We start from the raw sequence: 20,476 nt of genomic DNA, 5'->3' as shown, positions 1-20,476 counted from the left end.
ATGCGGGTAGGCAGGCTGACGGCATTGACGGCAGGGGCGGCGCTCCTGCTCGCGGGATGCGGCGGCGGGGACGTGGCCGGTGGCACCGGCGAGAACGCGCTCCCCGGCGTCGACCAGTTCCTCAACGCGCCCTGTCCGGAAGCGGGAGTGAAACCCGCGACGGACAAGGAATTCACGTACTGGTCCATGTGGACGGCCGACGAGCCCCAGGGCAAGGTCCTCCAGAAGGCCTTCAAATGCTTCCAGGAGAAGACCGGCGTCAAGGTCGACGTGCAGTGGCTGGGCCGCAAGGCCTACACCCAGAACCTGGTGCCCGCGCTGAACACCGACGCGGTACCGGATCTGTTCGATCAGGACGTCAGCAAGGTCGGCGCGGCGGTCATGACGCCGGGCGGCACGCAGAGCGTCGACGACGTGTTCGCGATGAAGGTCGGCGAGGGCGACAAGACCGTCAAGGACGTGCTTTCGCCCAGTTCGTACGACTTCCCGCAGAACAAGGACCGCGAGGGCCACAACTTCATGGTCCCGTACACGATCCAGTCGAGCGCCTGGTGGTTCAACAAGGACACCGCCGGCGACATCCAGCAGCCGAAGACGATGGACGAGCTGATCGCCCTGTTCGACAAGGCGAAGTCCGACGGCAAGGCCGCCATCAGCCTCGACGGCGACATCCCGTTCTACAACATGTACTACTACACCCAGCTCGCCGAGCGGTTCGTCGGCGCGGGCGGGCTGTACAAGGCGGCGACCGACAAGACCGGCCAGGCGTGGAAGACCGAGCCCGGTTTCCTCAAGGCCGCCACCGAAACCGCGAAGCTGCCCAAGTACTTCATCGACGGCTGGGACGCGGCGAAGTTCCCGCAGGTGCAGCAGCGCTGGGCCGACGGCGACTCCCGGTTCCTCTACGTCGGCAGCTGGGCGCCGAGCGAGACCCGTGAGTACCTGGACAAGCAGGGCGCCGGGACGAAGATCAACTACAGCTCCTTCCAGTTCCCGATGCCGGAAGGCGCCACGCACGACACCGTCGAGCAGATGTCGATCGGCTTCTCGGTGACCAAGAAGGCCAAGCACGCCGAGGCGGCCAAGGCGTTCATCGCCTACTTCCTCAACAAGGACCTGCTCGCCGGGATCCCGATCGTGGCCGACAACCTCGTGCCGCGCGCCGACCTCGCCGTGCCGGACGACCTCAAGCAGGTCAAGGCCGCGCTGGACGACCCGAAGAAGGAGCACGTCCTGCAGTACGACGGGATCGACGGCATCGCCGGCGGCAAATGGCAGACCGACGTCTTCGACCCCGCCGACATCGCGCTGCTGAAGGGCCAGCTCACCCCGCAGCAGTTCGTGGACCAGCTCGCCGTCAAGAGCGCCGAGTTCTGGAAGAACCAGGGCTGATGGCGACGGTCACGACGCCGACGACGCCGACAACACCGCCGGCGCGGGCCGTGAAGGCCGGGGCTCATCTGCGCCGCAAGAAACGGCTGTTCTGGCCGTTCGCCGCGCCGGCGCTGGTGCTGTACCTGGCCTTCCTGGTCCTGCCGACGATCGCGACCGTGGTGCTGAGCTTCACCAGCTGGGCCGGGGCGGGGGACACGCCGGAACCCAACGGCGTCACCAACTACACGCAGATGTGGTCGAGCGACTCGTTCCAGTACGCCTTCCGCAACACGCTGATCTACGTGTTCCTCGGCGGGATCGGCACGTTCGCGCTGGCCTTCCTGTTCACCATGGTGCTGCGGGACATGAAGGGCGGCAAGATCGTCCGCGCCATCCTGTTCTTCCCGAACATCGTGGCGCCGGTGGCACTCGGCATGTTCCTCGGCTTCGTGTTCAAGTACCAGCCGGGGAAACAGGGGCTGGCGAATTACGTGCTGGAAAGCCTCGGCGCGGACGCGGTGAAGTTCCTCGCACCGTCCAATGTGACCGGTGTCGTGACGGCTTCGCTGATCTGGGCCAGTTCGGGCTTCTACATCACCATCCTGATGGCCGCGGTCGACCGCATCCCGCCGTATCTCTACGAGGACGCCGAACTGGGCGGCGCGTCGCCGTGGCAGAAGTTCAGGAACATCACGCTGCCGATGACCTGGGACGTCGTCGGCGTCGCCGGGGTGCTGTGGACGATCAACGCGCTCAAGATCTTCGAGCTGGTGTTCGTGCTGGCCGGTCCCGGCACCTACGCCCCGCCCAACGAGGCGTGGACGCTGGGGATCTACGTGTTCGACCGGACCTTCGGCTCGAACGGCACACCGGACTTCGGTGCCGCCTGTGCCTGCGCGGTGGCGATGATCGTGCTGGTGTCCGTACTCGTCGTCCTGCTCCGCCGTCTGATGCGCCGTGACGCGATCCAGTTCTGAGGGAGATCCCATGTCCGTCACCGACGTCGAGGCGCCCGCGCGCCCGTCGCCGAAACCGGTGCGCAAGCCGCCACGCAAACCGCGCCCGGCGCCCGGCTCCCAACGGTTCAGCCCGTTGCGGGTACTGGGCACCACGATCGTCTGGCTGTTCACCGCGGGCAACATCCTGGTGCTGTACTGGCTGCTCACGGCGTCGTTCAAGACACCGGTGGAGATCTTCACCAAGCCGTTCGACCTGCCGTACCAATGGTTCAAGAACGGCAAGCCGTTCCGGAACTTCGTCTACGCCTGGAACAACGCGGGTTTCGGCGACGCGGTGCTGACCACCGTGGTCCTGGTCGGGCTGGCGACGGTCGTGACCGTCGTCGTCTCGGCGCCCTGCGCGTACGCACTGACCAGGCTCGGCGTCCGCGGCGCCGGTCCGATGACCAACGTCGTCGCGATCGGCATGGGCGTGCCGTTCCAGACCGTGATCATCCCGCTGTTCGTGGTGCTCAGCAAAGTGCACATGGACAACGAGTACGGCCTGTTCGTGCTGTACGTGGCCCTGTCCATCCCGTTCACGGTGTTCCTGATGACCGGTTTCTTCCGGTCGCTGCCGGACGAACTGGAGGAGGCGGCCGCGCTCGACGGCGCCTCGCCGACGCGCACGTTCTTCTCGGTGATGCTGCCGCTGACCCGCGGCGGCATGATCACCGCGTTGACGCTGAACGCCATCGGCCTGTGGAACGAGACGCTGCTGGCGATCGTGTTCCTCAAGGACCAGGCGCATTTCACGCTGTCCCGCGCGCTGTTCACCTTCTACGGGGCCGCGAGCTACCAGTCGGAGTACGGCGGCCTGATCGCCGGGGTGGCGATCGTCGTGCTCCCGATGCTCGTGCTCTACCTCGTACTCGCCCGCCGGATCATCACCGGCATGACCCTCGGCGCCGGAAAGTAGGACCAGATGGCCACCGTGACCTTCTCCGACACCACCCGGTTCTACGCCGGCGTGGAACGTCCCGCGGTCGACGGCCTCGACCTCGAGGTCGCCGATGGCGAGTTCCTGGTGCTGGTCGGCCCGTCCGGCTGCGGGAAGTCGACCACGCTGCGGATGCTCGCCGGGCTGGAAGGCGTCGACGACGGCTCCATCCACATCGGCGATCGTGACGTCACCGAGCTGCCGCCGAAGGAACGGGACATCGCGATGGTGTTCCAGAACTACGCGCTCTACCCGCATATGACGGTGGGGGAGAACATCGGCTTCCACCTGAAGCTGGCGAAAATGGCGAAGGCCGAACGCGAACGCAAGGTGCGCGAGGCCGCGGCCGTACTCGACCTGACCGAGTACCTCGACCGCAAACCCGCGAAGCTGTCCGGCGGCCAGCGGCAGCGCGTCGCGATGGGGCGCGCGATCGTGCGCGAGCCGAGTGTGTTCCTGATGGACGAGCCGCTGTCCAACCTGGACGCCAAACTCCGGGTGCAGACGCGGACGCAGATCGCTTCCCTGCAACGGCGGCTGGGCATCACCACGCTCTACGTCACGCACGACCAGGTCGAGGCGATGACGATGGGGGACCGGGTCGCCGTGCTGAAGGACGGGATCCTGCAGCAGTGCGACACGCCCGTCGGGCTGTTCGCGAAGCCGGTCAACGTCTTCGTCGCCGGGTTCATCGGCTCGCCCGCGATGAACCTGCTGGAGACCACTGTGGACAGTGGCGGTGCGGTCGCCGGTGGCACGCGGCTGCCGCTGACCCCGGCGCAGCGGTCGGCGCTGACCGGCCCCGGCGTCGTCGTCGGTGTCCGGCCCGAGGGCTGGACGATCGGCGACGGCGGTTTCGAAGCCGTCGTCGAGGTCGTCGAGGAACTGGGAAGCGACCAGTACCTCTACTGCCGGGACGGCGATCGCGTGCTGACCGTTCGCACGCCGGGGATGGCCCCGTGGCAGCGTGGCGAGCCGATCTCCCTGAGCCCGCAACCGGGTGCGGTGCACCTGTTCGACGCCGCGACGGGTGACAGGCTCCCGGACGCATGACCCGCCTGTACCGCACCGGTCTGCTGCTTCCGGCCGCCGAGCTGGGGCCGGAGAACCCGTTGCCACCGCTCCGGAAACCCGAAGCGGTGGCCAAGGTGTCCAATGTGGACGAGCTGCCGCCGGATCTGGCGGAGAACATCGGCTACGGTCGTCTCGACACACCGTTGCCGTGCCTGCTTCAGGACGGCTACACCCGGGAGCGCACGGAACGCGAGCTCCCGGCGTTGGTGCTGGAGAACGACAAGCTGCGCGCCACGGTGCTGCCGTCACTGGGCGGGCGGCTGTACTCGCTGGTCCACAAGCCGTCCGGACGCGAACTGCTCTATCTCAATCCGGTGTTCCAGCCCGCGAACCTCGCCCTGCGGGACGCGTGGTTCGCCGGCGGCGTCGAGTGGAACCTCGGGAGCACCGGGCATACGACGTTGACCTGCGAGCCGATGTTCGCCGCCGGGATCGAGGGCCCGGACGGCACACCGGTGCTGCGGTTGTGGGAGTGGGAACGTACCCGCGACCTGCCGTACCAGATCGACTTCTGGCTGCCGGAGGGGTCGGATCAGCTGCTCGTCGCCGTGCGGGTGCGGAACCCGCATCCCTACGACGTCCCGGTGTACTGGTGGTCGAACATCGCGGTGCCGCAGCACGAAGGCACCCGCGTGCTGGCACCCGCTACCCAAGCTTGGCACTACGGCTATTCGGGACGGCTCGATCTGGTCGACGTCCCCGGCGAGCTGACCTATCCGGCCCGCGCCGAAGCCGCGGCGGACTACTTCTTCGAGGTGACCGGAAGGCCGTGGGTCGCGGCCGTCGAGGCGGACGGGACGGGGCTGGCCCAGCTGTCCACCGGCCGGTTGCGCGGCCGGAAACTGTTCCTGTGGGGCGAGTCCAGCGGTGGGCGTCGCTGGCAGGAATGGCTTGCCCCGGGGGCCGGCGGTTACCTGGAGATCCAAGCCGGGCTGGCCCGCACCCAGCTGGAGCATCTGCGCTTGCCGCCGGGGGAGAGCTGGGACTGGCTGGAGGCCTATGGCCCGGTCACCGCGGATCCCGCGGCGGCACACGGGGAAGACTGGGCGACGGCGCGTGAGGCCGTCGCCGCCGGTCTGCCGTCGGCGGAAGCCATGGACGAGTACCACGACGACTGGCGGAAGATCGCCGACGTCACCCCGGAATCCTTCCTGGCCACCGGTTCGGGCTGGGGCGCGCTGGAGAACCGGCGCGCGCCGATGTGCCTGCCCGGCACGCCGTTCCCGGACGAATCGCTCGGGCCCGACCAGGAGCCGTGGCTCGCTCTCCTCGACGGGACGCCGCCGGACGGGGATCCGCTCGCGGTGCCCCCGCCGACGCTGGTGAACCGGTACTGGACGGATCTCATGGAGTACGCCCCGAAGAACTGGCTGACCTGGTATCACCGCGGTGTCGCGCACTGGGCGGCCGGACGGCATTCGGATGCGGTCCGCGCCTGGCGTGAATCGGTCTCGGTGGACGAGAACCCTTGGGCCCTGCGGAATCTCGCGGTCGCCACGGCCGGGCACGAGGCCGCCTGGCTGTACCGTCGGGCGGTCGCTCTGGCACCCTCGGTGCGGCCACTGGTCGTCGAGGCGATCGCGGCGCAACTCGCGGCGGGCCTCCCGGAAGAGGCGAGCGCGCTGCTGGAGGGGCTTCCCAGGGAGGGGCGGATCGCCTTGCTGACCGCCCGCACCCTGCTCGCCCGAGGCGACGTCGCCGGGGCCAAGGCCGTGTACGACACCGGTTTCGAAGTCGCGAACATCAGGGAAGGGGAAACGTCTTTGTCGGACACTTGGGCGGCGGTTTCGAACGAACCGCTGCCGGAACACCTTGACTTCCGGATGAAGTGAGCGGCCGGGCCACTCGACCGGCGTGCCGCTCGCGGCGGACAACCGCGATGCAGCATACTGCTCGAAACAGTGGCCAACAGCGCAACGTCATGCGCGATAGGCCGCAGCGAGCTAGGAGTGGCGCCGATGGCCCGGCACGAACGGCTGAGCACCCTGCTGGACCTGCTGGGGCAGCGGGAAAAGATCGACGTCGAGGACGTGGCCGAGGAGTTGAACGTCTCCGCGGCCACGATCCGGCGCGACCTCGATCATCTGGCGGAGCAGCAGTTGCTCACCCGCACCCGGGGTGGTGCGGTGGCCAACGATCTCGCCTACGACCTGCCGTTGCGCTACAAGACCGCGCGGCACGTGCCCGAGAAGCAGCGGATCAGCGTCGCCGCGGCGGCGCTCGTGGCGCAGGGCATGGTGGTCGGCCTCAACGGCGGGACGACCACGGCCGGAGTCGCGCGGTCGCTGGCCACGCGGTCCGATCTCGCCGGTCTCCGTGATTCGCCCGGACTGACCGTGGTCACGAACGCGCTGAACATCGCGCACGAACTGGCGGTGCGGCCACACGTGAAGATCGTGGTCACCGGCGGGGTCGCGCGTCCGCAGTCGTTCGAGCTCAGCGGTCCGCTGGCCACCCGCGTCCTCAGCGAACTGACGATCGACCTGCTGTTCCTCGGCGTCGACGCGTTCGACGCGGACGCCGGTGCGTTCGCGCACCACGAGGGCGAGGCGAGTATCAACCGGCTGATGGTCGAGCGGGCCGAACGCGTCGTCGCGGTCGCCGACGGCTCGAAGCTGGGCCGTCGCGCTTTCGCGCGGATCTGCGCGACTCCGCAGGTGCACGCCCTGGTCACCGATTCCAACGCCGACCCGAAGGTGCTGGCGGCGTTCGAGGCCGCAGGGGTCGAGGTCCAAGCCGTCTGACCGCTCCGCTCCCGAGTGTCATGAAAGGGTCGTTCAGGACATCTTTTGTCCTGAACGACCCTTTCATGACATCCAGGGGCGCACACACCCGTTGCCCCATAAGGATCTTCGTGCGACCCGACGAAAGTCGGCAGCACCGCTTCGGCGGATGACTTTGCGTGAACCGTGCGCTATACAGAGACCATCTTGCGTATTCATGCGCGAAAGGTGTCTCGAATGAGCAGAGTTGCGCAATCCCTGAGTTGTTTGGCCGCAGTGGCCTTACTCGGGCTTTCCCCGGTCGCCGCCCACGCCGATCCGGCCGCGGCCGCGTCCGGCAAGCTGGGCGAGCTGACCGGGATCTCCGGCGACGGCGCCACGGTCACCCTGAATTCGGGAAGCGCCGCGGTGCGCGTCAGCTTCCCGGCCGAAGGCGCCGTCCGGGTCTGGCTGGCGCCGGACGGCACGTTCACCGATCCGGCCGGGAGCAAGATCGTGCTGCCGCGCACTGGCGACCCGGTGACGCCGAAGAGGACCGACAAGGGGGACTACTGGGCGGTTTCCACGGCCAAGGCGACGTTGCGGGCGTACAAGCACCCGTTGCGGCTCGCGTTGTACGACGGCGCGGACCGCAAGCGGCTCTGGGAGGAGTCGGCGCCGCTGTCCTGGACCGGCAAGCAGACCACGCAGACCCTGGCGCGAACCGCGGCCGAGCAGTTCGTCGGCGGCGGTGAGCAGAACGGCCGGTTCAGCCACCGTGACCAGACGATCCGGATCTTCGCCGACTACAACTGGAACGACGGCGGAGCACCGAATTCGCAACCGTTCTACGCCTCCACGGCGGGATACGGCGTCCTGCGCAACACCTTCGCGCAAGGCACCTACGCCTTCACCGAACCGGTGCGCACCACGCACGACGAGCGCCGTTTCGACGCCACGTACGTCGTCGGCGACGGGCTCAAGGACGTCATCACCGGCTACACCGATCTGGTCGGGAAGCCTTTCCTGCCACCGCTCTACGGTCTCGAACACGGCGACGCCGACTGCTACCTGCACAACGCCAACCGCGGCGAGCGCCACACCCTGGACGCGGTGAAGGTCGCGGAGGGATACACCGAGCACGGGATGCCCAACGGCTGGATGCTCGTCAACGACGGCTACGGCTGCGGGTACGAAAACCTCCAGCAGACCGGCGAAGGCCTCCGCAAGAACAACATGCAACTCGGGCTGTGGACCGAGAACGGCGTGCCGAACCAGGTCGAAGAGGTCAAGGCCGGGGTCCGGGTCCGCAAACTCGACGTCGCGTGGGTCGGCCCGGGATACCAGTTCGCGCTGGACGCCTGCGACACCGCGCACAAGGGCATCGAGGACAACAGCGACGCGCGCGGCTTCGTCTGGACACCGGTCAGCTGGGCGGGCGCGCAGCGCTGCGGCGTGCTGTGGAGCGGTGACCAGGCCGGTTCCTACGACTACATCAAGTGGCAGATCCCGACCTACGCCGGCGCCACGACGTCGGGAATCGCCTACAACACCGGCGACATCGACGGCATCTTCGGCGGCAGCCCGCAGACCTACGTCCGCGACCTGCAGTGGAAGGCATTCCTGCCGGTCTCGATGACGATGGACGGCTGGGCCGCGTCGGACAAGCAGCCGTGGCGGTACGGCGAGCCGTACACCTCGATCAACCGCAAATACCTGCTGCTCAAGGAACGGCTGCTGCCCTACACCTACAGCCATTCGGTGGAGGCGCACAAGACCGGCGTCGGCCAGGTCCGCCCACTGGCGCTCGAATACCCGGACGACCCGAACGTCTGGGGCGAGAAGGCGAAGTACGAGTTCCTGTCCGGCAAGGACTTCCTGGTCGCCCCGGTGTACGAGAACTCGACCGTGCGCAACGGCATCTACCTGCCGAAGGGCACCTGGGTCGACTACTGGAGCGGCAAGACCTACACCGGACCGACCACTGTGGACGGTTACGACGCACCGCTCGACACGCTGCCGCTGTTCGTCCGCGCCGGAGCCGTGGTGCCGATGTGGGCCGAGGGCACGAAGTCGTGGCAGACCAGGGACAAGGGCGTCCTCGATCTCGACGTCTACCCGCAGGGCAAGGGCTCGTTCACGCTCACCGAGGACGACGGCGTGACCCGCGCCTACAAGAACGGCGACCAGGCGAAGCAGACGTTCACCGTCGACGCGCCGACGTCCGGGCTGGGCACGGTGACGGTCGGGATCGGCGCCGGTTCCGGTTCCTACGCCGGGAAACCGGCGTCGCGGAACTACCAGCTGACCGTCCACACGGGAAGCAAGCCCGCGACCGTACTGGCCGGGACCTCGATCCTGCGGCAGTACGGCAGCAAGGCCGAACTGGACGTGGCGGCGTCGGGCTGGTGGTTCGACCCGGCCGCCGGTGGGGTCGCGCGGGTCAAGACCGGCAAGATCGGCGCCGGCGACCGTCAGGACGTCCGGCTGTTCGGCACGAGCGCGGTCGGCGGGATCTTCCCCGAGGACCGCAACGGCTCGGTCGCGCTCTCGGTACCGGCGGTCGCCGGCCCCGGGCAGACCGCGACGGGCACGCTGAGCTTCACCAACGGCACGCCCCTGCCGGTCCGGAACGTCAAGTTCTCCCTGCCCGTCAACGGTTTCCGCGCCGAGGTACCGGCCGGGCCGCGACTGGTGATGCCCGGCGAGACCGTGCGTGTGCCGGTGAAGGTGACGCCGGACGCGGGAATCAAACCGGACGACTACCAGCTCACCGCGTCGGCGTCGTACCAGGCGCGGCTCGGGGAGAACCGGGTCACCGACTCGGTGACGGTCACCGTGCCGCACGCTTCGCCGGCCGCGGCCTACGGCAACGTCGGCGTCACCGACGCGGCCCACGTCGCGGTAGGGGACATCGACGGCGGTGGCAGCAGTTTCCGCGCGGAAGGGCTCGCCGAAGCCGGTCTCAAACCCGGTGCCGGCTTCTCCGCGCTCGGTGCTCAGCTGACCTGGCCGCAAACCGGCGCAGGGCAAAAGGACAACGTGCTCGCGTCCGGTCAGACCATCGCGGTGCGGGGGACGGGCGCCAAGCTGGTGCTGGCGGGAACCGGTACGGGCACGGCGAAGGGCACTGTCGTCGTCCGCTATGCCGACGGTAGTACCAGTCAAGCCGAGCTCGGGTTTCCCAACTGGTGCTGCGCCGATCCGGCCCAGTACGGCGCGACCACGGTGGCGACCGTGCTGGGCAAGAACACCCGCGCCGGGGCGGCGTATCCGACCACGCCGTACCGGGTGTTCGCGAACTCCGTCCCGCTGACCGCGGGGAAGGAGGTCGTCGCGGTGACGCTTCCGTCGAACACCGCGATGCACGTGTTCGCGGCGGGCATCGGCTGAGTCAGCGGTCCGTGAAGGCTTCCTTGAGGGGAGGCCTTCACGGCGATATACATGTCCGCATTCAGATACAGATGTGTATATTCGTCGCCATGAGCGAGATCTGGACGTGGTCCGCGGCGAAGATCGCCGACGCGGTTCGCGGCGGAAAGGTGTCGGCCCGCGTGGTTCTGGAGGTCCACGCGGCCCGTATCGCCGAGGTCAATCCGCTGGTCAACGCGGTGACGGCCGAATTCGGTGAGGCGGCGAGCGAAGCCGATCGGATCGACGCGCTGGTCCGCGATGGCGTGGACCCCGGCCCGCTCGCGGGGGTTCCGGTGACGGTGAAGGAGAACATCGACGTCGCCGGTCATCCGACGACCCATGGCGTCCCGCGTTTCCAGGACGCCGTGGCGAGCGCGGACGCGCCGCCGGTCCGGCGGTTGCGCGCGGCGGGCGCGATTCCGCTCGGGCACGGCAACATGCCGGACCTGTCGCTGGCGGGCAACGTCACGGTGAGCCAGTTGTTCGGCGAGACCGTCAATCCCTGGGGAGCGATCCGGACGCCCGGGGGAAGCAGCGGTGGCGACGCGGCCGCGGTGGCCTCGGGGATGGCGGCGATCGGCCTCGGCAACGACTCCGGCGGCTCGGTCCGGCTACCCGCCTTGTTCTGCGGTCTGACCGCGTTGAAGCCTTCGTACGGGCGGGTCGCGACGGACCACCGGATCGGCGGGTCCGATCCGACGCTCGCCTCGCAGCTGTTCCCGGTCGACGGTCCGATCGCTCGGACCGTCGAGGACCTCGCACTGGCCTTCGACGTGCTCGCGGGCACCGACCCGGCCGATCCTCGGGCCATCCCGTACGGCGGGCGGCTTCCGGAGTTGCCGCGCCGGGTCGCCGTCTGCGCGGACCCCGCCGGACTCGGTGTCGACCCCCGGATCCGGGCCGAGATCGACAAAGCCGCCGCCGCGCTGGCCGAAGCGGGTTACGAGGTCGAGGAAGCCGAACCGCCGCGACTGGCGGACGCGCTGACCTCCTACGGCACGCTGATCACCGCGGAGTTCAGCCGCCGCTGGCCGTCGATCCGGCAGCTGCTCACCGAAGAATCGGCGCAGCACATGGAACTCTCGTTCGCTCAGCGTCCTGAAGCGACACTCGACGACTATCTGGACGCGACCGCCACCCGCTTCGGCGTGATGCGCGAATGGGCGGCCTTCGCCGAGCGATATCCGGTGATTCTCGGCCCGGTGTCGACCTGGCGCCCGTTCGACGCCGACCCGTTCGACCCGGAACAGGGACTGCGGGTCATGTTCGGCATGCGGCTGTGCACCGCCACCACCTGTGTCGGGGTTCCCGCCGTCGCCGTGCCGACCGGGATCGACGACGGCCAGCCGCTCGGCGTGCAGCTGATCGGGCCGCGCCTTCGCGAAGATGTCTGCCTGACCGCCGCCCGCGAACTCGAAGCCCGCTTCGGGACCTTCGGCCCCGTCCGGGAACCTCGATGACTCCCCTCGCAATGTTCAAGCGGCCACTGGTGTCCACAAAGCGTCGATGACGCGTTCGGCCTCGGCCTGACTGGCCTCGGCCAGTGGGATGAGGTCCGCCATCGCCGGGTTGGTCTTCGCCATGGTCAGCTCGGCGGTGACGAACCGCGGTTCGAGGCCGGTCAGCGAGACGCCGTGCGGGATCCACGACTGCGCGTGGTCCCAGCCTTCGCGCGGGGTGCCTTCGCCGTAACCGCCGCCGCGTGAGGTCACCACGATGAAGTCGCGGTCGCCGAGCAGCCCTTCCCTGGTCTCGGCGTCGAGCGTCAGCCCGGGCACGATCAAGTGGTCGACCCAGGCCTTGACCGTGCTCGGCGCGCCGAAGTTGTACAGCGGCAGGCCCAGCAGGATCGTGTCGGCCGACCTCACCTCGTCGACCAGTTCCGTGATGAGCCGCCACGCCTCGGCCTGTGCCGGAGTGTGCTGCTCCGGCGGCACGAACTTGGCGGTGTTGGCCGCCGCGCCCAGATGTGGCAGCGGGTCGGCGCCCAGGTCGCGGTAGGTGACGGTGCCCTCCGGATGCGCGGCGCGCCAGGCGGCCGCCGCCCGGGCGGTGAGGCGGCGGCTGGTCGAGTGCTCGCCCGTGATGCTCGAGTCGATGTGCAGCAGGTTCGTCATGTCCATTATCTTGCACAGATAGTTTGTGTAACGCAAACCATTGATGCTGTGGCGGTCATCATGTGGGAACGTACACTTGACGAGTGCCCGAACTCCCGGTCGTGAACCAGCCCCCGCATCGCTGCGGCGCGCTGCTCGACCACGTCACCCGCCGGATCCGGCTGCGCAGCGAGTCCGTCCTCGCCCCGCTCGGCCTGCGGCCCCGGCATCTCGTCGCGCTGACCGTGCTGCGGGATTTGCGCGGCTGCTCGCAGCAGGACCTCGCGAAGACGCTGGAGATGGACAGCACGAACGTCGTCGGACTGCTGAACGACCTCGAGTCCGCGAACCTGATCGAACGCAGGCGATCACCGGAGGACCGGCGGCGGCACATCGTCGAACTCACCGACGTCGGCGCCAAGCAACTCGCCAAAGCCGAGTTCGCCCTCGCCGCCGTCGAGGACGAGGTGCTCGGAGCGCTCGACAAGGATCAGCGTGAGACGCTCTACACCCTGCTGTACCAGGCGAGCAGCCGGCCCGAGCCCGCCGCCTGCGTCGACGCCGCACACCTCGAAAACTGCTAGGCCCCGAGTTCGAACAGGTCGTGAAGCTGCTTCGTGGCCTCGGCGCCGTACATGACGCTTCCGACCGGGACCTCGCTTCCCACCGCGTCGATCACCCGCGCCGTCCACACGGGACCGAACGCGCCGCACAGCTCGATCAGCTGCGCCCCTTCGTCGACCAGCCGCCGGGACGCGGCGACGACCTGGTCCACGCGGCCGACCCCGATCAGCACCGTCAGGCATTCCCCACTGTCCACACGGGACACATCGCGTGCCGGGTCGCAGCCATCGGCCAAGTACACGAAACCCCACTGTCGCATGACGATTCTCCTTCGTTCTCGATCACCGTGAGGTAATCGCGAAACGTGGGGTGCCGTCCACGAGGCGGATCCGTACGGCCGTTCGGGATCACCGAACAGGGGAGGCCGGGCGGGCAGCGCGGAAATCCGATGTGGGCGCTGTCATATCAGTGCCGCGATCCGATCCGAAAATTCGTGCGCCGGATCCCAGACGAGCGCGTGCCGGACGACCGGCGCCTCCCGCAGCGGCAGCCAGCGCAGACCTTCGGCCGGTTCCTCCTGGGGGCGCAAGGCGACGACGTCGCCGCCGTGCCGCAATTCGGCGACGAACAGCGACCGCCGAGGCGGCCCGGCGCGGACGTGAGCCGGCCGCCAGCCCGCCGCCGCGCAGTCCGCGAGCAGCGCGTCGTGATAGCCGGGAGCCAGCTTTCGTTCGTACAGAAGGAGGTCCAGCCCGGCGAGGTCGTCCCAACCGACGTCCTCGAGCCGCGCCAGTGGATGAGCGTCGGAGACGAGCACCCCCAACGGCCTCTCACTCACGACGACCACCCGCAGACCGTCCGCGTCTTCCGGCAGGGCGAGCAGACCGGCGTCGAGCGCGCCTCGGCGGAGGAGCTCTAGCTGCCGTGCGGCGGACAGGTCGTCGATCTCCGCCCCGTCCGAGTACAGAGCGGAGAGCACGGACGGCGGCGCGCCGGTGTCACGCCGATACGGAGCGGCCGGCCCACGGTGTCGCGGACGGCCCGCGCACCGAGGTCGGCCTCCTCCAGCATCCGGCGCGCGTGGGGGAGCAGCGCCAGCGCGGCGGCCGTGGGCGTCATCCCCGCCTGGGTGCGCACGAACAGGGTCGCGGCCAGTTCCCGTTCCAGCGCGATGATCTGCTGGCTGAGCGACGACGCCCGGATGCCGAGACGCTCCGCCGCGCGGGTGAGATGCCCTTCCTCCGCCACGGCACACAGATATTGAAGTCGTCGTAACTCCACAGCCGCAGAGTAGCCCCGGACCAGGCAGAATCGGCGGGGTGCGCATCGGAATCGTTCGAGGTCTCGCGGCGGCCGTCCTCCTGCTCGCCGGGTGCTCCGCCGAGCAAGAACAGCCGCCCGCCAAACCCGTCTACGACTTGCCCGCCAGGGAGGCCAGGCCGGACGAGACCGCCCTGCACCTGCCACCGGCGACGAACGGGGAGACCGAGTTCTCCCTCATCGGGTTGGCCGCCGGACTGCCCAGTCTCACCGGCAGCCACACCGAATTCGAGGCGAAGGGACAGTTCGTCCGGCTACGGCTGGTGGTCACCGGGAAAGGCCTGTCCGGGATCCTCTTCGACACCCGGCGCCAGCAACTGGTGACCGATTCCGGCGCGGTGATCGCGGTCGACAACCAGGCCATGACGATCAAACGGCAGCCGGACAAATTCGAGCTCGGGCGGGGTGTGCGGGTCGAGTTCGACCTCTACTTCGACCTTCCCAAGGAGGCGAAACCCGTGCTGCTGCGGGCTTTCGGCGGCCCGACGCTGACCGACATGAAGAACCTCACCGGAACCGACATCAAGCTGGGATGAGGGTACGTCGAACGCGATGCGAGCTCCGGGCATGTCGCGAAAGCCACTTTCGGGACATCCAACGTCTCGAAAGTGGCTTTCGCGACATGGCCACCGAACGCCACGCCTTGATTTACTCCGCAATGAGAAAGGGCCCCGCCGCGAAAGCGACGGGGCCCTTTCGAAAGGCGTCAGACGCCCAGGTCACCGCCGAGGTAGGCGGCCCGCACCTGCGGGTCGTCCAGCAGCTCGGCACCGCGGGCGCTCTTGACCACTTGACCGGTCTCCAGCACGTACGCGCGGTCGGAGAGCTTCAGCGCCTGCTGCGCGTTCTGCTCCACCAGCAGGACCGTGGTCCCGCGCTTGTTGATCTCGCGGATGATGTCGAAGATCTGCGCGATCAGCATCGGCGCCAGACCCATGGACGGCTCGTCGAGGAGCAGCACCTTGGGCTTGGTCATCAACGCGCGGCCGATGGCGATCATCTGCTGCTCGCCACCGGACATCGTGCCGCCGAACTGGGTCTTGCGTTCGTTCAGCCGCGGGAACAGCTCGTAGACCTCCTCGAGGTCGGCCGTCAGGTCGTCCTTGCGGGTGTAGGCACCCATCAGGAGGTTCTCCTGCACCGTCATACCGGGGAACACGCCCCGGCCTTCCGGTGACTGGCCGATCCCGAGTTCGACCCGTTTGTGACCGGGGGTCTTCGAGATGTCCTTGCCGTCGAAGAGGATCCGGCCGCTGGTCAGCGGACGCAGCCCCGAGATCGTCTTCAGCGTCGTGGTCTTGCCGGCGCCGTTGGCCCCGATGAGCGAAACGATCTCGCCCTCGCCGACCTCGATGCTCATTCCCTTGAGCGCGGCGATCTTCCCGTAGTGGACGTTGATGTCCTGAACCTCAAGAAGCATCTTCCGCCACCCCCAGGTACGCCTCGATCACCTTTTGGTTGTTCTGCACCTCGTGGGGGAGCCCTTCTGCGATCTTCTGGCCGAAGTCGAGCACGGCCAGCCGGTCGGCGATCTGCATGACCAAGCCCATGTCGTGCTCGATGAGCAGCACGGTCCGGCCGTCGTCACGGATCTTGCGGATCAACTGCTGCAACGAGTTCTTCTCCGCCGGGTTCATGCCGGCGGCGGGCTCGTCGAGCAGCAGCAGCTTCGGGTCGGTCGCGAGCGCACGCGCGATCTCCAGACGGCGCTGGTCGCCGTAGGAGAGGTTCTTCGCGGTGTTGTGCTCGACCCGGCCGATTCCGACGAAGTCCAGCAGGTCCCTCGCCAGCTCACGGCCCCGCTTCTCTTCCTTGCGGTGCACGGGCAGGCCCAGCGTCGCCGAGATCGCGCCGGTCTTGTGGTGCGAGTCCGCACCGACCATCACGTTCTCGAGCGCCGACATGTTGTGGAACAGCCGGATGTTCTGGAACGTACGGGCGATCCCGGCCTGGTTGATCTTGAACCGCTTCATCCCGTCGACCCGGGTGTCGCCGAAGCGCACCTGGCCTTCGGTCGGCCGGTAGACACCGGTGACCACGTTGAAGACCGTGGTCTTCCCCGCGCCGTTCGGGCCGATCAGGGCGAAGATCTCACCCTGGTTGATGGTGAGGTCGACTTCCTTCAGAGCCGTGACACCGCCGAAGCGCATGGTCACGTTGTCGAACTCGAGCAGTGCGCTCATTTCGTCACCTCCGCCGAAGCCTCGGAATCCGGACCCGCGACTTCGGCGCCCATGGCACCCATCCCGCCCGTTCCTTCGTGTAGTTCCGCCTTGCGCTGCCGCGAAGGCAGCAGACCCTCCGGCCGCAGCGCCATCATCAGCACCAGCACACCACCGAAGATCAGGATGCGGTACTCGGACAGGAACCGGAACCGCTCCGGAAGCCAGGCCACCAGGAAGGCACCGAGCATGACACCGGGCAGGTTGCCCGCACCACCGAGCACCACGGCCGCGAGGATGGTCGCGGACAGGATGAACGGGAAGTTGTTCGGCTCGATGAAGACGGCCTTGCTGGCGTAGACCACACCGGCCATACCGCCGAGCATGGCGCCGATGGCGAACGCCAGCAGCTTGAACTTGAACGTCGGGACACCCATCAGCTCGGCGGCGTCCTCGTCCTCGCGGATGGCCGCCCACGCCCGTCCGACACGGCTCTTGTGCAGCCGCACCGAGAAGATGATCGCGACCACGATCGCCGCGAGGATCAGGTAGTAGTACGGCGCCGGGTCGAGCAGGAACTCGGTCCCGAACATCGGCTCCGGGTGCGGGATGTTGGTGATACCGCGGGCGCCACCGATGGCGTCGGTGTTCGTCGCGGTGATCCGGACGATCTCACCGAAGCCGAGGGTCACGATGGCCAGATAGTCACCGCGCAGCCGCAGCGTCGGAGCGCCGAGGATCACCCCCGACATCGCCGCCAGGAAGATGCCGAGCACGAGCGTGCCCCAGAATCCCCAGCCGTGCTGGGTGCCCATCACGGCGAGCGTGTAGGCGCCGATCGCGAAGAACGCGACGAAACCGAGGTCGAGCATGCCCGCGTGACCGACGACGATGTTCAGGCCGATCGCCAGCAGGATGTACACCCCGACCGGGAAGATCAGGACCGTGGTCCAGTCCGATTCCGGGGACATGAACGAACCGATCGCGGGCGCGGGCAGGATCAGCGCGCCGATGATCAGGGCGAGGTACACGCCGTAACGCTGCCAATGCGGAGCGCGTGCCCACCAATCCCGCATGCCGTCCACGGGGTGAAAGCCGGCGCGTCCGGCCGTGCCGTTCTCTGGGGACTTTTCAGCCACTTCTTCGTTGCCCTTCATGCGCGTGCCCGCTGCAGCGATTCACCGAGGATGCCGGTGGGTCGGAACATCAGGACCAGCACCAATACCACGAAGGCGGTGACGTCCTTCCAAGCTGAACCGAAGAAGATGGAACTCCAGTTCTCCACCAAGCCGAGCACGATGCCACCGAGCAAAGCGCCGCGCAGGTTGCCGATACCTCCCAGCACGGCGGCGGTGAACGCCTTGATACCGAGGAGGAAACCGATGCGGTAATCGGTGTTCTCGTACTCCATCACGTACAGCGCGGCGGCGACACCGGCCATCGCGCCACCGAGCAGGAACGTGAGGCGCACGATCTTGTCGATGCTGACGCCCATCAGCACGGCGGCTTCGGGATCCTGCGCCGTGGCGCGGATACCTCGGCCGATGCGGGTGCGGCTGACCAGCTGGTCGAGGACGATCATCATGATCACGGCACCGACGACGACGAACACGTGGTCCGTGCGGACCACACCGTTGCCGATGTGGAACAGCTCCTCGTGCGGGATGAAGCGCGGCGCGTTCTGTTGCACGCGGCCGGATTTGTCGGTGATCCATTCGATGATCTCGAGGCCGAACAGTTCCTGCAGGAACAGCGAGGCGCCGATGGCGGAGATCAGGGCGGCGAGCCGGGTCGCGCCCTTCTTGCGGAGCGGCCGATAGGCCACTTGCTCCAGCAGGACCGCCGCACCGCCGGACACGGCGGCCGAAGCGATGATGATCAGCAGCAGTACCGCGATCATCCCGAACACGCCGAGCGTGATCGGGGCGGTGCCACCCGCGATGGTGATCAGGACGAACAGGGACGTGACCGTCCCGATCATGAAGATTTCGGAATGCGCGAAGTTGATGAGCCGGAGTACGCCGTAGACCATTGTGTAGCCCAGGGCGATGAGGGCGTAGATGCTTCCGGCGACCAGTCCGCCGATGGTGCTACCGAGGAACTGGGCTTGCAGATCTTGAAGCATGACGTGGATGCCTTACGGGACGGGGCGAGGATTTCTTTCGCCACATTTGCGGGAAGCGGGGGTGCTGTGCCTGCACAGCGCCCCCGCTTCCGTTAGGTGTTCCTATCTGCTCCGTCAGCCGTTGAGCTTGGCTTCGGTCGAGACGCCGAGGTTCTTGAGGACGCCACCGGTGACCTGGTAGATGTTGATCGCGTCCGTCGACGGTTCGCCGTTCTCCTTGAACTTGATCTGCTTCGAGGCACCCTTGAAGTCGATCGTCTTGAGGGCCTCGTTGATCTTCTCCGAGGTGGTGGCGCCGGCCTTGACCGCGTTGATGATGGCGGTCGCGGCGTCGTAGCCCTCGCTCGAGTAGATCGCCGGGTCGACGTTGTACGCGGCCTTGTACTTGGTGCTGAACTCGTCGGTGGAGCCGGCGTCCGGGATGTTGCAGGGGCAGCCGACGACGGCCTTCTCGGCGGCCGCGGCACCCGCACCGCTGACCAGCTGGGCGTCGAGCGAACCGTCACCGGTCGCGAAGGTGGCGGTCACGCCGCCGTCACGCAGCTGCTTGAGCAGACGGCCACCCTGGGCGTAGTAGCCACCGAAGAGGATGATGTCCGGGTTCGCGGCCTTGACCTTCTGCACGGTCGAGGAGTAGTCCGACGCGTCCTTGGCGAACTTGTCGCGCTCGGACGGGACGTTCTTCTCCTTCAAGGTCTTCTCGAAGTTGTCGGCCAGGCCGACACTGTATTCCTGGTCGTCCGAGATGATGTACGCCTTCTTGGGCGACTTCGCCGTGATGAGGAAGTTGGCGATGGCCGGGCCCTGGCTGGCGTCGCTCGCGACGACGCGGTGCCAGTACTTCCATCCGTTCGAGGACAGACCCGCGTTGGTGGCCGACGGCGAGACGCTCGGGATCTTGTTCTGCTCCAGCTGACCGCCGATCGCCTTCGACTCACCGGAGAAGGCGGGGCCGATCAGCGCGGTGATCTTGTCCTGGCCGACGGCGGTCGCGATCAGCGACGTCGCCTGCTCGGGCTTGCCCTGGCTGTCGTACTCCTTGAGTTCCAGCTTCGTCGCCGGGTTCGTCTTGTTGTACTCGTCGATAGCGAGCTTCGCTCCGTTGCGGGGCGGGATCACGATCCCGGAGTTCTCACCGGTGAGGTCACCCATGAACCCGATCTTCAGCGTGCTGCTGTCACCGCTGCCGGACGAGCTGCTGCCGCCTGCACAGCCCGCCAGCGCCAGCGACGCAGCCGCCGCGACGGCGAAAACCCGTCCAAAACGCACTCCTGACACCGACTACCTCCCATGACCAACCAGCCGCCGGTAGGCGTTGCCCCCGACACAGGGGCTAGGTTAGGGCAGGAAGATATCCCCCTACGCCATGATCTGCCCAGACGCCCATCACTCTGTGTCCACATCGTGACGGTCGAAACCAGAACGAATTGCACGAAAAGGCGAATGTTGCCGGTTGGCGAGTCTCCGCTGGTCACGCTGGGGATTCACCGGTACCACGCCGATCATGCTCGTGGGTAATGATCATGTTTCGGCCGCGTATCTTGCGCTTTTTCAGCTCCTTCGTGGGCGGCCGTTCGTCGTAGCAATGCTGCCCCAAAGGGCGTCAACCGTGCCCCCGCTTCTCTTGCGCGTGACAACCGATGGTTGTCGTCGCGGTCCGAATGGCTGTTGGATCTCGGCCCTGACCTCGCGATTAGCTGTCTCCAG

Annotated in this window: 19 protein-coding genes; 10 read left to right on the top strand and 9 right to left on the bottom strand. The window is 67.6% G+C overall.

Going from position 1 to position 20,476, the window contains the following annotated elements:
- From ACIHAO_RS05560 to ACIHAO_RS05525, 8 genes are all read left to right on the top strand, one after another.
- Window positions 1–1,392 carry an ABC transporter substrate-binding protein gene (locus ACIHAO_RS05560; protein ID WP_125800170.1) on the top strand — a complete coding sequence of 464 codons (1,392 nt, stop codon included), beginning with the start codon at window positions 1–3 and terminating at the stop codon, window positions 1,390–1,392.
- On the top strand, window positions 1,392–2,351 hold the full coding sequence (locus ACIHAO_RS05555; protein ID WP_396554921.1) for a carbohydrate ABC transporter permease: 960 nt from the start codon (window positions 1,392–1,394) through the stop codon (window positions 2,349–2,351). Before ACIHAO_RS05560 ends, ACIHAO_RS05555 begins: the two co-directional genes overlap by 1 nt.
- A gap of 10 nt (window positions 2,352–2,361) precedes the next feature.
- Entirely contained in the window at window positions 2,362–3,291 is a 930-nt protein-coding gene (locus tag ACIHAO_RS05550) for a carbohydrate ABC transporter permease (RefSeq protein WP_396554920.1), read from the top strand.
- Between the two features lie 6 nt (window positions 3,292–3,297).
- Window positions 3,298–4,365, top strand: a complete 1,068-nt coding sequence (locus tag ACIHAO_RS05545) for an ABC transporter ATP-binding protein (RefSeq protein ID WP_396554919.1) — start codon at window positions 3,298–3,300, stop codon at window positions 4,363–4,365.
- The gene (locus ACIHAO_RS05540; RefSeq protein WP_396554918.1) at window positions 4,362–6,218 is read left to right on the top strand and encodes a DUF5107 domain-containing protein; all 1,857 of its coding nucleotides are present in this window, start codon (window positions 4,362–4,364) and stop codon (window positions 6,216–6,218) included. The genes ACIHAO_RS05545 and ACIHAO_RS05540 overlap by 4 nt, the downstream gene beginning before the upstream one ends.
- Window positions 6,219–6,344: 126 nt before the next feature.
- The gene (locus ACIHAO_RS05535; RefSeq protein ID WP_396554917.1) at window positions 6,345–7,130 is read left to right on the top strand and encodes a DeoR/GlpR family DNA-binding transcription regulator; all 786 of its coding nucleotides are present in this window, start codon (window positions 6,345–6,347) and stop codon (window positions 7,128–7,130) included.
- Between the two features lie 216 nt (window positions 7,131–7,346).
- Complete coding sequence (locus tag ACIHAO_RS05530) at window positions 7,347–10,481, top strand: TIM-barrel domain-containing protein (RefSeq protein WP_396554916.1); 3,135 nt, start codon at window positions 7,347–7,349, stop codon at window positions 10,479–10,481.
- A gap of 89 nt (window positions 10,482–10,570) precedes the next feature.
- Window positions 10,571–11,962 (top strand): amidase, encoded by a 1,392-nt coding sequence (locus tag ACIHAO_RS05525; RefSeq protein ID WP_396554915.1) that lies wholly within the window; start codon window positions 10,571–10,573, stop codon window positions 11,960–11,962.
- Window positions 11,963–11,977: 15 nt separating this feature from the next.
- Here the strand turns inward: ACIHAO_RS05525 and ACIHAO_RS05520 are convergent, their stop codons facing one another.
- Entirely contained in the window at window positions 11,978–12,619 is a 642-nt protein-coding gene (locus ACIHAO_RS05520) for an FMN-dependent NADH-azoreductase (protein ID WP_396554914.1), read from the bottom strand.
- A gap of 83 nt (window positions 12,620–12,702) precedes the next feature.
- Between ACIHAO_RS05520 and ACIHAO_RS05515 the strand changes: the two genes are divergently transcribed.
- A complete protein-coding gene (locus ACIHAO_RS05515) occupies window positions 12,703–13,182 on the top strand; it encodes a MarR family winged helix-turn-helix transcriptional regulator (protein ID WP_396554913.1) in 480 nt (159 codons plus the stop codon).
- Here the strand turns inward: ACIHAO_RS05515 and ACIHAO_RS05510 are convergent.
- The 3 genes from ACIHAO_RS05510 to ACIHAO_RS05500 all read right to left on the bottom strand — a co-directional run bounded on the left by ACIHAO_RS05510 (window position 13,179) and on the right by ACIHAO_RS05500 (window position 14,443).
- On the bottom strand, window positions 13,179–13,481 hold the full coding sequence (locus tag ACIHAO_RS05510; protein ID WP_396554912.1) for a DUF6506 family protein: 303 nt from the start codon (window positions 13,479–13,481) through the stop codon (window positions 13,179–13,181). The two genes, ACIHAO_RS05515 and ACIHAO_RS05510, sit on opposite strands and share 4 nt — an antisense overlap.
- 141 nt (window positions 13,482–13,622) lie before the next feature.
- Window positions 13,623–14,141: a LysR substrate-binding domain-containing protein gene (locus ACIHAO_RS05505; protein ID WP_396554911.1), complete on the bottom strand. Its 519-nt coding sequence runs from the start codon at window positions 14,139–14,141 to the stop codon at window positions 13,623–13,625.
- Window positions 14,078–14,443, bottom strand: a complete 366-nt coding sequence (locus ACIHAO_RS05500; RefSeq protein ID WP_396554910.1) for a LysR family transcriptional regulator — start codon at window positions 14,441–14,443, stop codon at window positions 14,078–14,080. The genes ACIHAO_RS05505 and ACIHAO_RS05500 overlap by 64 nt, the downstream gene beginning before the upstream one ends.
- Window positions 14,444–14,481: 38 nt before the next feature.
- On the opposite strand from ACIHAO_RS05500, the gene ACIHAO_RS05495 reads away from it, so the two are divergent.
- Window positions 14,482–15,018: a hypothetical protein gene (locus ACIHAO_RS05495; RefSeq protein ID WP_396554909.1), complete on the top strand. Its 537-nt coding sequence runs from the start codon at window positions 14,482–14,484 to the stop codon at window positions 15,016–15,018.
- A 170-nt stretch (window positions 15,019–15,188) separates the two neighbouring features.
- Here the strand turns inward: ACIHAO_RS05495 and ACIHAO_RS05490 are convergent, their stop codons facing one another.
- From ACIHAO_RS05490 to ACIHAO_RS05470, 5 genes are all read right to left on the bottom strand, one after another.
- On the bottom strand, window positions 15,189–15,902 hold the full coding sequence (locus ACIHAO_RS05490; protein WP_396554908.1) for an ABC transporter ATP-binding protein: 714 nt from the start codon (window positions 15,900–15,902) through the stop codon (window positions 15,189–15,191).
- Window positions 15,892–16,665: an ABC transporter ATP-binding protein gene (locus tag ACIHAO_RS05485; protein ID WP_037313341.1), complete on the bottom strand. Its 774-nt coding sequence runs from the start codon at window positions 16,663–16,665 to the stop codon at window positions 15,892–15,894. The genes ACIHAO_RS05490 and ACIHAO_RS05485 overlap by 11 nt, the downstream gene beginning before the upstream one ends.
- A complete protein-coding gene (locus ACIHAO_RS05480; protein WP_396554907.1) occupies window positions 16,662–17,801 on the bottom strand; it encodes a branched-chain amino acid ABC transporter permease in 1,140 nt (379 codons plus the stop codon). Before ACIHAO_RS05480 ends, ACIHAO_RS05485 begins: the two co-directional genes overlap by 4 nt.
- Window positions 17,798–18,769 carry a branched-chain amino acid ABC transporter permease gene (locus ACIHAO_RS05475; RefSeq protein WP_396554906.1) on the bottom strand — a complete coding sequence of 324 codons (972 nt, stop codon included), beginning with the start codon at window positions 18,767–18,769 and terminating at the stop codon, window positions 17,798–17,800. The genes ACIHAO_RS05480 and ACIHAO_RS05475 overlap by 4 nt, the downstream gene beginning before the upstream one ends.
- Before the next feature lie 114 nt (window positions 18,770–18,883).
- Window positions 18,884–20,038 (bottom strand): branched-chain amino acid ABC transporter substrate-binding protein, encoded by a 1,155-nt coding sequence (locus ACIHAO_RS05470; protein ID WP_396554905.1) that lies wholly within the window; start codon window positions 20,036–20,038, stop codon window positions 18,884–18,886.
- Window positions 20,039–20,476: the final 438 nt, after the last annotated feature.

The organism is Amycolatopsis sp. NPDC052450 (assembly GCF_044547565.1).
Classification (GTDB): domain Bacteria; phylum Actinomycetota; class Actinomycetes; order Mycobacteriales; family Pseudonocardiaceae; genus Amycolatopsis.
The sequence above is the reverse complement of the archived record's forward strand: the minus strand, read 5'-3'. Positions and strand labels throughout refer to the sequence as shown.

Bases quoted from the DNA above. Each gene is read 5' to 3' on its own strand.
- ACIHAO_RS05560 (WP_125800170.1), top strand. From the start codon at position 1: ATGCGGGTAGGCAGGCTGACGGCATTGACGGCAGGGGCGGCGCTCCTG.
- ACIHAO_RS05555 (WP_396554921.1), top strand. From the start codon at position 1,392: ATGGCGACGGTCACGACGCCGACGACGCCGACAACACCGCCGGCGCGG.
- ACIHAO_RS05550 (WP_396554920.1), top strand. From the start codon at position 2,362: ATGTCCGTCACCGACGTCGAGGCGCCCGCGCGCCCGTCGCCGAAACCG.
- ACIHAO_RS05545 (WP_396554919.1), top strand. From the start codon at position 3,298: ATGGCCACCGTGACCTTCTCCGACACCACCCGGTTCTACGCCGGCGTG.
- ACIHAO_RS05540 (WP_396554918.1), top strand. From the start codon at position 4,362: ATGACCCGCCTGTACCGCACCGGTCTGCTGCTTCCGGCCGCCGAGCTG.
- ACIHAO_RS05535 (WP_396554917.1), top strand. From the start codon at position 6,345: ATGGCCCGGCACGAACGGCTGAGCACCCTGCTGGACCTGCTGGGGCAG.
- ACIHAO_RS05530 (WP_396554916.1), top strand. From the start codon at position 7,347: ATGAGCAGAGTTGCGCAATCCCTGAGTTGTTTGGCCGCAGTGGCCTTA.
- ACIHAO_RS05525 (WP_396554915.1), top strand. From the start codon at position 10,571: ATGAGCGAGATCTGGACGTGGTCCGCGGCGAAGATCGCCGACGCGGTT.
- ACIHAO_RS05520 (WP_396554914.1), bottom strand. From the start codon at position 12,619: ATGACGAACCTGCTGCACATCGACTCGAGCATCACGGGCGAGCACTCG.
- ACIHAO_RS05510 (WP_396554912.1), bottom strand. From the start codon at position 13,481: ATGCGACAGTGGGGTTTCGTGTACTTGGCCGATGGCTGCGACCCGGCA.
- ACIHAO_RS05490 (WP_396554908.1), bottom strand. From the start codon at position 15,902: ATGCTTCTTGAGGTTCAGGACATCAACGTCCACTACGGGAAGATCGCC.
- ACIHAO_RS05485 (WP_037313341.1), bottom strand. From the start codon at position 16,665: ATGAGCGCACTGCTCGAGTTCGACAACGTGACCATGCGCTTCGGCGGT.
- ACIHAO_RS05480 (WP_396554907.1), bottom strand. From the start codon at position 17,801: ATGAAGGGCAACGAAGAAGTGGCTGAAAAGTCCCCAGAGAACGGCACG.
- ACIHAO_RS05475 (WP_396554906.1), bottom strand. From the start codon at position 18,769: ATGCTTCAAGATCTGCAAGCCCAGTTCCTCGGTAGCACCATCGGCGGA.